This is a genomic window from Enterococcus sp. DIV0970a (genome assembly GCF_051711265.1).
In the GTDB taxonomy this organism is placed as follows: domain Bacteria; phylum Bacillota; class Bacilli; order Lactobacillales; family Enterococcaceae; genus Enterococcus_D; species Enterococcus_D casseliflavus.
Window position 1 is genome coordinate 1,876,375 of the sequence record NZ_JBIOMF010000001.1, and the last position, 11,126, is coordinate 1,887,500.

The following is an 11,126-nucleotide window of genomic DNA, read 5'->3' on the forward strand; positions in this document are numbered from 1 at the left end:
AGAAATACATTTTATTGGAAGGTATAGCAAAATTGCCGACCATCCACTTGTACCAGTTTGATTGGAATCTCATATAATGATGCCAACACTTGCTCCTGGATCACAGCCTCAGTGTCGGCCGCTTTAAAAATCTGACCGTCTTTCATGGCAACGATGTGATCGGCGTAGCGAGCGGCAAAATTAATGTCGTGCAAAACGATCACAACGGTTTTCTGATAGTCTTCCACCAAGGTGGTCAATAGCTTCATCAGCTGGTTGGCGTGCTTCAAATCTAGATTGTTTAACGGTTCGTCCAACAGCAGATAATCTGTATCTTGAGCCAAGATCATCGCCAAGTAAACTCGTTGTAGCTGACCACCAGAAAGCTCATGAATCGATTGATCGGCGTATTCGGTAAGGGATAGCTTAGCCAAAGAATCATCAATGATCCTATCATCCGCTGCCGATTGTCGCCCGCGGTTATACGGATAGCGACCAAATGCCACCAGTTCTCTTACAGTCAGATTGACTGCATAGCGATTGCTTTGTTGCAAAAAAGCCATTTTTTTGGCTAGCTCTTTGGATTTCCATTGGCGAATCTCAGTTCCATCTAAATAAATATCACCAGTTCTCTGGTCCAGCATCCGACTGACCAAGGAGAGTAAGGTGCTTTTTCCCGCACCATTTGGCCCGATAAAGGCAATCATTTTCTGCTCAGGTAATGCTAAAGAACACTCGGTCAACACCTGTGTTTTCGCATAATTTTTGGATACGTTTTTTGTTTCGATCATGATTTTTTCCTTTCCAGCAGCAATTTGCTTATAAAGAAGACGCCACCCAATAATTGAATCACCGTACCAATGGTCGTTTGCCATTGAAACACTTGTTCCACTAAGAACTGCCCTCCTACTAACAGGAGAAAACCAATCAGGCTGCCACCAGCAAACAACCACCCATGGCGATAGGTGGGAAAAAGCTGATAGGTGATCGTTGCCACTACAAAGCCGAGAAAAACAGCTGGACCTACGAGTGCCGTAGCGGTACCTGTCAGAAGCGCAATCAAAAATAAAATACCTCTATGAAGCCATTGAACAGGAACGCCTAGACTTTTGGCTTGCCCGCTTCCTAAATGTAATAGATTCAATTCTGGAATCAACAGAATCAGGCAGCTACTACCGATCAAAATGATCACAGCAGCAATTAAGAGATGTTGCGTATTGATATTGCCAAAGCTAGCGAATAAGCGTCCTTGCAGTAAACCATATTCATTCGGGTCCATCAAGACTTGCAAAAACGTGCTCAGACTACTGAACATCGTGCCGCATACCATTCCAGCCATCAACAACAAAAACAATCCGTTGACGGCTTTTTGATAGAAAAAACCGATCAATAAACTTCCTAGAATGGCAGTCAGACTGACAGAGAATAAAAACATCGCTGCTGTTTCTTGGCTTAGCATCTGGATCCCGCCGATAAAAAAGAAACACAGGGTCTGAACCAGGACATATAGTTGATCCAAGCCTAAGATTCCTGGTGTTAAATAGCGATTGCTCGTAACAGTCTGTAAGGTGATCGTACTAAAGGAAATTGCGATCGCCACCAGAGCAAAGGCGAAGATCCGACGGCCCCGCAATGCAAAAGCAAATGACCAATTACCATAGGTGTTATAGGTCAGATAGGCAGTAGCGGCACAAAGGATCAGAAAGAACAAAAGAAAGAGTTTTTTCTTCATTGAAACTTCCTCCCCAGCAGCAAAATCAAGAAGCAGCAACCACCTAGTACACCGGCAACCACACTTACGGGCATCTCATACGGAGCAATCACGATGCGTGCCAATACATCACATAAAAGTAAAAATGCACTTCCAGCAAAGCTGATCAGCAGTAGATTATTCTTCAAATGATCCCCAAACACCATGCCGATCATATTTGGGATAACGATCCCCAGAAAAGGGATTTGTCCAACGGTCAATAAAACGACACTACTGGCAAACGCCACCAGAGCGAACACAGCAAAGCGTAAAAACAGATAATTGATCCCTAGACTCTTGGCGGCACTTTCTCCTAAACCAGCAATCGTGATCTCATAAGCTAGGAAATACAACAGACCGAATACTGGAATCGTCAAATACAAAAGTTCATATTGGCCAGCCATAATAGTAGCGAAGTTTCCTTGAAGCCAAGAAGAGACATTTTGAACCAATTGGAAGCAATAGGCCAAGAAACTGCTAATGGCACCGATGATATTACCGAACATCACCCCGGTCAAAGGGAGCATCATTGGATCTTTCTTTGGTAGAAATTGGCTTAAAAATAAAAAGAACAAAACACCTGCATAAGCAAACACAAATGCTGCGGTTGTCCGAATCAAGTTTGAAGCATTTGGCAGAAAAAGCATGACTAGCAAAATTCCTAAACGAGCACTATCAGATAACCCGATCGACTCTGATGCCACAAATTTATTTTGCATCATATGCTGCATGATTTTCCCACATAAACTAATGATTCCACCTGCAATGATCAAACTGATCGTCCGTGGGAGCCTAACTTTTACCAAAACAAGCCAATGATTCGGATCACCCTGCTGTAAACCACTTAATGATAATTCATGGGTACCTACCAGTAAAGAACAGCCCACAAGAAGAATCAAGATCAGCAGTAATCCGATTTTTTTCAACATGCCCCGCCCCTTCCTTATTGAGAATGATTCTCACTCTCTTTAATAGGGTACCGTATTTCACTTAAAATCACAAGAAGTTTTTTAAAAAAATCCCTTTACCAACGCAATTTCAGTGAAAACGAATCTGCGAAGGCAAGGGATTATGTGATATTTTTCTCTTATAAAAGACTGCGAGCACGTCTTTTTTTCTCAATGGAGTCTATTTAATCGCTTTAATCAAATAAATACTTGAGAAGGTTAGATTCAACTTCTGAGTTTCATTCAATAACAAATCATTCACACGTTTATTCGTTTCAATCTGTTGAAACCCCTGTGTAGTTCACACATGCTCATCCCAAGCTGGGTGTAGCTTTTCAGATAAAGGGTACTGTTGAGCTAACGTGTCCATCCAAGGAACATTCGTCTGCCAATAACAATCCTTTACCGAAAATCGTTCAGTCATAAAATGAGCATCGTCATATTTTACGAGTTTCTTCATCAAAAAGATAGCGATACCAGTTGGCATCGAAGTTCAGCACAACCCCACCTGTTTTTAATACGCGATACCTTTCATCGTGCCATCGCTATTTTCTTCCGAATAACGTCAATTCAAAAAAATAAACCTGCGATCATCGCAGGTTTATCAAGACTTACTATTTTACTTTAACAAGCCATCAAGGGCCAATTGATTCAAAAAGTGCAGTGGAAATGAGATGGTTGGATTGAAAAAATAATCCATTGTTGCTAACTGGTGCAAGGTCGTCTTGCTATTGATCAAGGTTGAGATCGTATTGATGATCTCCAAACTTCCACGATCACTCGTAATGATTTGTCCCCCCATGATCACTTTCGTTTGCTGATCAAAAATCAGTTTTAACGTTACTTCAAAATCCTCATCTGTCGCGAAAAATGTCCGAGAATGAAATGTTTGCGTCACTGAATCTACTTCAAAGCCGTAATACGGTGCCTCGGTCTCATTAATACCTGAACTGCTGACGAAATAGCCAAACAATTTACTGACGACGGTCCGTTGCATTTTTGGAAAAGGAATTTTCGTTGTTCCCCGTTCATTTGCCAATAAATTGGTGGCAGCAACGATCCCGGTGCGGTAAGCATTTGTTACTAAAGGAATATACAAGGAGCTATCCGAATGATTAAATGGGATCGAAACAAGATCCCCAATTGCATAAATCGCTGGGTCAGACGTTTGCAAATACTCATTTGTCGATACCGTGCCATCCAGATTTAATTTCAGAAAATCTTCTACTAGCGCAACATTTGGACGTGGATTGACAGCATAAACGACCACGTCAGCTTGAATTTTCGTTCCATTTGACAGCTCAATTCCTTGATAATCGCCTTTCTCATTTTTGATCGTATGAGCGACATTGCTGTTAAGATAGATCTGCAAATTTTTAGGAAAGCGTTCCATCAAAATTTTGGCAATTTCATGATCAAAATAACGGAACAACAGCGTATCCATGCGATCGATCAAATGAACGGCTTTTTGTTGTCCGCTTAAAGATTCCGCTAATTCAAACCCGATCAGACCAGCGCCGACGATCGCAACGGTTTGGGCATTCTCGATTTTTTCTAATGCTTGCTTTGATTGACCAATGGTTTTGTAGGTCGTTATATGTGCTTCGACATCTGAGGCAAACTCCGAACGGAAAGTACTCGATCCCATCGCCAAAATCAAGCCATCATAACTCACTTCATCTTCTTGCTGATAAGATTCCGTTGATGTGACAAAATGAACCGTTTGTTCTTGCGGAAAGATTTTTGTGACTTCACTGTTTAGCATCACATTGATTCCTTCTGAAAGAAGTTCACTGGCAGTTGCCGTTTTGGAATCTTCCAAACGCTGAATGTAACCTTCCAGTACTAAATTCAAACTGCTGGCAACATAACCAAGAACGCTTGATTTTTCTATAATTATCACATCGACTTTTGGGTCAACTTTTTTTAAATGACGGGCAGCAGCAATTCCTGCATGAGAGCCTCCAATAATCACTATTCTCATATCTTTTCCAACTCGCTTTCAAGGTTCTCATTTCGTATTTCATCCACGATTTGATGAAGCCGCTCTTCTTCAAATGGGGTTGCACCACCTGTTAAAATCAATCGTTTTTTATAACGATAGCCTTCCGAGATCTCAGAATGATCAACGATCAATAGATCATAGTCCTTCTCCTTCGTCCCATCGAAGTGAATATTCGGATAGCCAGCCAATTCTTTGATCAAAAAGCGCCGTAAAAAGCCACTGCGTAATCGTGATTGAGTCAGTAAAATCCCTACCGTAAATGCTTTTTCCTGTTTTACTTGAATCCATTGACGGATCAAAAGCAATTCATTGGTCAAATGCTGCTTTTTCTCAAGAGAAAAGGACTGGTTTACGTTTTTCTCCAACTGTTCGATTGCTTGCTGTGCCACTTCGATCAAGCTCTCATTCGCAACACTTTGCGGCTGAAATTCAGCAAAGGCAATAATGCCGCCATGAATATACAACGCTTGGATCGTCACACTCGTCAAGAAGACGCGTAATTCCGTAGAAGTTTCTGTAGTCTTTCTTTCACTATCACCAATGGCCTGCAGCAGCTCCCCATTTAACGCATCGATCTCTTGGAAGAAAAGTGATTTTTGCAAGGAGTCATCCAGTGAAGGGCGAATCAAGCCTTCAGCTAATAAAAATAAATAGAAATATACCGTTTCATAATCGCTCCAGGATACGGCAAAACGACTGAGATAGCGCCCTAATATATTCCGCAAAAGCTGGAACATCGCTTCATTTTCCAATGACTTCAACAATGGATACGAGGCTTCATGCTGTTGCGAGCCGCGATAATCAAAACGGGCTTCCATAATGCCTAACCAAAGCCCGACTTTCCAACGCTCTGCTTGACTAAACGTTGTCTGCAACTGTTTTTCAATGACTCGAATCAAATTGTTGATGGCTGGTGCATTCAAGCGAGCGATCAATTCTTCATTGGGATAACTTTGTGAAAAAAACTGATAATAGAAAAAGCGAATCTGTTTTTCATCCCCAATCAATTTTTTATTTTTTAATTGGATGTCGAATTCTTTCAATAACTGATTGATCGCTTTGAATCGACGAAACAATGAAGCTTCACTCAACATCAGTTCTAACATCATTTTCGTCGTTGACTCATCTCGATGAAAAAACAAATACGACAATATCTGAAAATCGATTGCTTCTGAAAGATACGCATAAAAAAATTGCTTCAGGGAAAAATCAAGAGGCAATACCAATTGCACTTGATCATTTTCTGAATAGATCAAAGCTGCGTCTTCATGGAAAGCAGCTAAATTTTGATGAAGATTTTGAAGTTCTTTTTGCAAAGTGGGCGCGGAAATGGATAACGTTTTTGCAAGTTTTTTATAAGAGACTTCTGAGCCATTCTGAAAAAAAACAGCCAAAATTTGAAAATGTACCTGCTGATTTTTTTCAAGCAGCTGCATCACATTCATTCTTGAACCTCCTTCACCTTTCACATACTAATTTCCCAATTAATGAGTCGTTTGTCAACTATAAAAATTGCCTGAATGTCTTTGAGTTCGATGGAAAAAGCGTTATTTATTGTTCCTAAAGCATAGGAATGGTAAAATTCTTGAGAAGAAAGGTGGTGAACTATGGGAAAACGAATGTTAGCATTTTTTCGAACGGATCGATTATTTTCGATTTCCCTGCTACTAGCACTTATTGTGTGTTTTTTCGGCACCTTCCGTTGGTCGTTTATTGACTTTAAAGTGATTTTATCACTGTTTGGATTAATGTTAGTAATCAATGGGTTAGAAGAAGCTGGTCTTTTACGAGCATTTGGACAAAAATTAGTGGAAAAAAGTCGCAATCTGCGTGACTTGATCCGCGCAATCGTCTTGCTAAGCTTCTTCAGTTCGATGTTTTTAACAAATGACGTGGCTATCTTAACTTTATTGCCCATCTATTTACTCTTAACGAGGAAAGAACAACAGCACACCAGTGTCTTATTAGGCGCTGTCTATTTGATCGTAGCAGCCAATTTAGGAAGCAGCCTGTTTCCATTTGGAAATCCGCAAAATCTATTTTTATTTTCTTACTATCAGATTTCGCTGCCACAATTCATGTGGACTACCGGCACCTTTGTGGGACTTTCATTACTATTACTCCTTGTTTCGATCCAGCTCATCCCAAAGACTCCATTGGAAATCGCCCTGCAAGAAGAACCCTTTGAAAAAAAGCCAGCGCTGCTTAATGCAGGATTATTTGTCCTTATGATTCTTGGTATTTTTAGTGTTCTCCCTATTTCAATCGTCGTGCTTGTCGTCGCAGCCGTGGTTTGGTTTAGCAATAAACGATTATTTGCAAAAGTTGATTATCGGTTACTACTTACCTTTCTCTGTTTCTTCTTGATCGTCGGGAATATTCAAGACCTATCTCTGGTCACCGATCACATTCGACCGTATTTTCAAGAAACGCATCGCGCTTTTTTAGGTAGTATTTTACTCTCCCAAGGAATATCTAACGTTCCAGCAGCAATTTTGATTGCTCCTTTCACCGATTTAGAAAAAGCCGTTCTTTTGGGCGTCAATGTTGGTGGTTTGGGTACATTGATTGCTTCTTTGGCAAATTTGATTGGGTACAAATTATTGAAACAAGCCAGACCAAAAGAAGCGAGAACGTTTCAAAAGCTGTTTTTTATCGTCAACATCGTTTTTTTACTGTTATTAGGCAGCATCGTATACCTTCTATTGTAGCAAATTCACTGTAAAACGAGATTCCAGCATAAGATGTTTCCAGTCAGCAGCCAAAAGAAGCCTAGCTCCTGTACCTGTTTCTTGATCTTATGTCAGAATCTCGTTTTTTTGATACCCATTGTGTGATTTTACTTAAGCTAAAAGAAGCTCAAAAGTGATTTTCGTTTGGCTTTCGACAGTCAATGCCTCACCAAAGACATGTTGAACCATTTGTTGCCGTTGTTTCAATGAATACTCCTCCTCAAAATAAAGATGAAATATTTCTTGATCGATCTCTTCCTTCAAAATATACTCGAATTGCCGACTCTGCCAATCGATCGCTTCTTCTGAAAACCACTTCTTGTACAAAGTGTTTAAGTTCAGGTCATTCTTCGCTGAAAGATTTTTTTCATAAGGCTGAAACACGTTTTCTTCTTCTGCGATCATTCTTAGAATAATCAATTGATGGGCCTTTTTTTGAAACTGAAGCAATGCTTCTTTGTCTCTGACTGCTGGATTCATTGCCATAAAAATACAGGGCCAGTGCTGGTCTGCAGATAAAAAGTCTTTTTGGCTCTGCTGAACCAGATGGAGCTTGTTCATCGGATCTTCCGTCGTTTCTTCAATGATTTTTAACATTTCTTTTGAAAAATCAATTGCGTAATACTCATCTACATAAGGATAAAATGCTGAAATGTAGCGGCCAGTCCCCGCAGCAAAGTCAACGAAGGCCGATATCGGGAACACTTTCTGCTCCACCAAAAAAGCTGCTACCTCTTCGGCAATTTTCAATTGAGATTCTCTTTGAATCTGTGCATATTCTTGGGCAAATTCATCCCAAAACAGCATCGCTTCCTCTTCTTCCATCTAGCGGACGCCTCCAGTGATCACTGTCTTTCCTTTTGTTCCTTGCTCAACCGCTTTTGTAGCGAGCTTTAAGGTCTCGATCGTAATTCCTCCATCAAACGTTTGGACCGCAGTCGTATGGATCTTTTTGTCAGCGAGTAACGAGGCGATCCGTTGCAAAATGCTCCCTTGTGTTTCAATCATCAACTGAGCATCTGTTTTTGCGAACATATACTCCCAATAAAAATCGATGCCGAGGTTTTTATATGGATTTAAATCTAGCGCTTCTTTCGTATTCACGATCATTCCGACTTTGCCAAACGGCAAGATTGCTTTCGTTAATTGTGGCAAATAGGCCGAGGCGTCATAAAAAATTGCAACGGCTGAAAAAGGCTCAGTGATTTGTTCAGCTAACGGCAAGCGATGATTAAGTACTTGATCCACTTGATTGTTTTTAAGCCACTGATCGTTCTTAGGACTCGCAGTGCCATAGACTGTCAATCCTGCCCATTTTGCTAGTTGCGCCGCAATTGAGCCAACACCACCGCTGGCATTGACCAATAAAATCGATCCTTCATTCGCGTTTTCTTCAGGCACGTACCCAAATTTTTCAAAAAGCAATTCCCACGCTGTAATACTCGTTAATGGCATAGCTGCAAGATCGCCATCAGAAAAGCCGGCTGGTGCCTTTGCTGCGATCCGAGAATCAACTGTTTGGAACCTTTGATTCGCACCAGGTCGTTGTGTGGTTCCAGCATAAAACACCCGATCACCAACGGCAAAGCCATTAACTGCTGAGCCGATTTCTTTAACGATCCCAACGGCGTCATACCCTTGGATCTGGAACGCTTCACTTAAAGCAGTCATCTGCCGTCTTTTTGTATCGATTGGATTGACCGAAACTGCCTGTACTTCCACCAATAAATCATTTGCTTGGCAATTGGGTACCGGAATTTCCTTTTCAATAAATACATTTGACTCATCTAAAGATCGTCCTTCATAAAAACCTAGTGCTTTGTTTTTCATCATACTGCTCCTTCCAAAAAAAGTGCTGAATAGTTATAAAAACCATTCTAGCACTTTTAATGAATTTAGAACATTTATTCTTCACCTTCCACGACAAGCGGAACCAAAAATGGATAGCTTGTGAAGAAATCTAATAAGGATCGCTTCCATTGATCTGAATCAATCGTTAGTAAAGTGGACTCTGTATACAAATGGATCGTCAATCGTTGATTTTTATCAAGTAAAACAAGAATTTCGCCTTTGTTTTCTGTGATAAAATCATATTGCTGATTCTCCATTGTAATAATGAAAATTTGATCGAGAACTTCTGCTGCAACAGCAAAGTCCGTCTCCATATCGACAGCCAATGTTTGGGTATTGTCGATCAAGCTTGGTGAAACCGTAAAGCCTAATTCTTTTAAATGCGCCAATACCAAGTTGACATCATAATTAAAGAGCGAAAGCTGATTGACCGAGAAAATATTCTCCGCATGCCATTGACTGATTAAATGCAATATCTGTTCATCATTGACAACCACCGACTGGGAGTTTGAATTGATAGTCAACAATGGCAAATAATTAGATTGATACGTAGAATTGACTGGATTAAGTTTGAAACTAAACTCGAGCTCCTTTGTTTCTGTTAAACGAAAACGGACATTGAAATGCTTTGTCTTCCATGTGTCATAGTTATCAGTAGCAGTTAAATGAATCGTTTTTAATGGTTTCAAGAATTCATAGGCATAGTATTCAAGCAATGTCTTTTTGGCGATCACCGAAATATCTTGATCTGTTAAAATCAACTGGCGGTAATGAGCAAGTAATCCAGAAAAATCAGCTTCCATAATTGATTTTCTCAATTTTAAATCAGCTAGTTCGTTTTCGGCTTGCTCAATAAGCGATTCGATTCGTTGGTGATCTTGCGCTTTTACAGCATAATAATCATCTTCGTAGTCAGTTTCTTCTTTTGCTGAATCAAAAGAATCATCCACTACATTTCCACTATCTTCTACTAAAGGACCGTCATTCACTAAGTCCGTCGCATTTGTTGATACGTTTTCCTCGACTTCATTAACTCCTTCTGTTTGGACCTCTAGAGTCGGTTCCTGCTCCAGCAGCTGTGATTCCTCAGGATTCGTCTGCGTTTCTTTCGTCAACTTCAGTCAGCTCCTTTCCAGTATAGTGAGCTAAGAAAGCCATTATTTTTGCCGTAAATTCATCAAATGATCCAAAAAAGGTATCAATTTGACGGAATTCTTTTTCCACGATTGCTTTCTTTAAGCGCAATGTTTGGTATTGCTGTTGCAGACGCTCTTTTTCAGCAAAAACCTCTTCGTCATTATTTGAATATCTTTCCCATTCCCGACGTTTGGCTTCTAATGCTTTTCGCTCAGAAGTCAACTGCTCTAGTTCTTCATCGATTTTTGTCCGATTGAAAAAGCCCTTTGACTCACTCAATTCATTTACAGATGCCGTAAGCTTATCGATCTGATTTTGGATTTCCTTTACTTCTGATAGGGCAGTGATCCGTTTGGCTTCCAGCTTATCCATTTGTTGTTCGATGGCTGTCAGCATCTCACGATCGCCTCGTTGAAACTTCTCCCATTCTTCGTCTATCTCAGGGATAACAAAAATTTCTGGAATGCTCGCATCGATACCAATCGTCGCTCGCTCATGATAATAGGTCCCTAACTTATAGTAATGCACGGTAGGAGATATTTTGGCACAATGCATCATGAAAGGAAATGTTTGGGTGAAGTTATCATGGAACTTTCTTGATAGTAATTCGTCAATCTCATGATTTTGATTTGATGTTTCTTTTATCTGTTTATGCAATCGACCATTATATATACGATAAATTTCAGGAATATCCTCTTTTTCGATCGCTACTTCAAAATCTTGCA

General features: G+C 40.3%; 10 protein-coding genes (1 of these 10 running past the window's edge). 1 reads left to right on the forward strand and 9 read right to left on the reverse strand.

Translation table 11 applies throughout. The annotated features are described in order from the left end of the window. Positions 1-11: 11 nt before the first annotated feature. From IGK14_RS09045 to IGK14_RS09065, 5 genes are all read right to left on the reverse strand, one after another. Positions 12-770 carry an iron ABC transporter ATP-binding protein gene (locus tag IGK14_RS09045; protein ID WP_005226231.1) on the reverse strand — a complete coding sequence of 253 codons (759 nt, stop codon included), beginning with the start codon at positions 768-770 and terminating at the stop codon, positions 12-14. Beyond that, positions 767-1,711, reverse strand: coding sequence for an iron chelate uptake ABC transporter family permease subunit (locus tag IGK14_RS09050; protein ID WP_438712084.1), 945 nt, complete (start codon positions 1,709-1,711; stop codon positions 767-769). The genes IGK14_RS09045 and IGK14_RS09050 overlap by 4 nt, the downstream gene beginning before the upstream one ends. Continuing rightward, the gene (locus IGK14_RS09055; RefSeq protein ID WP_438712086.1) at positions 1,708-2,658 is read right to left on the reverse strand and encodes an iron chelate uptake ABC transporter family permease subunit; all 951 of its coding nucleotides are present in this window, start codon (positions 2,656-2,658) and stop codon (positions 1,708-1,710) included. Before IGK14_RS09055 ends, IGK14_RS09050 begins: the two co-directional genes overlap by 4 nt. A 637-nt stretch (positions 2,659-3,295) precedes the next feature. Further along, the gene (locus IGK14_RS09060; RefSeq protein WP_005226235.1) at positions 3,296-4,660 is read right to left on the reverse strand and encodes an FAD-dependent oxidoreductase; all 1,365 of its coding nucleotides are present in this window, start codon (positions 4,658-4,660) and stop codon (positions 3,296-3,298) included. Then, positions 4,657-6,126 (reverse strand): helix-turn-helix domain-containing protein, encoded by a 1,470-nt coding sequence (locus IGK14_RS09065; protein WP_010748448.1) that lies wholly within the window; start codon positions 6,124-6,126, stop codon positions 4,657-4,659. Before IGK14_RS09065 ends, IGK14_RS09060 begins: the two co-directional genes overlap by 4 nt. A gap of 162 nt (positions 6,127-6,288) precedes the next feature. Here IGK14_RS09065 and IGK14_RS09070 point away from each other — a divergent pair, with 162 nt between their 5' ends. Continuing rightward, on the forward strand, positions 6,289-7,392 hold the full coding sequence (locus IGK14_RS09070) for an SLC13 family permease (RefSeq protein WP_010748449.1): 1,104 nt from the start codon (positions 6,289-6,291) through the stop codon (positions 7,390-7,392). A gap of 132 nt (positions 7,393-7,524) precedes the next feature. Here the strand turns inward: IGK14_RS09070 and IGK14_RS09075 are convergent, their stop codons facing one another. The 4 genes from IGK14_RS09075 to IGK14_RS09090 all read right to left on the reverse strand — a co-directional run. Beyond that, on the reverse strand, positions 7,525-8,238 hold the full coding sequence (locus IGK14_RS09075) for a methyltransferase domain-containing protein (protein ID WP_010748450.1): 714 nt from the start codon (positions 8,236-8,238) through the stop codon (positions 7,525-7,527). After that, complete coding sequence (locus tag IGK14_RS09080; RefSeq protein WP_438712089.1) at positions 8,239-9,246, reverse strand: zinc-binding alcohol dehydrogenase family protein; 1,008 nt, start codon at positions 9,244-9,246, stop codon at positions 8,239-8,241. 71 nt (positions 9,247-9,317) lie between these two features. Then, a complete protein-coding gene (locus IGK14_RS09085) occupies positions 9,318-10,379 on the reverse strand; it encodes a hypothetical protein (protein ID WP_010748452.1) in 1,062 nt (353 codons plus the stop codon). Beyond that, on the reverse strand, positions 10,351-11,126 hold the 3' portion of the coding sequence (locus tag IGK14_RS09090; RefSeq protein WP_010748453.1) for a hypothetical protein. It continues 136 nt past the right edge of the window; only the last 776 of its 912 coding nucleotides appear in the window; its start codon lies off the right edge, out of view — the gene reads right to left on this strand; its stop codon occupies positions 10,351-10,353. Before IGK14_RS09090 ends, IGK14_RS09085 begins: the two co-directional genes overlap by 29 nt.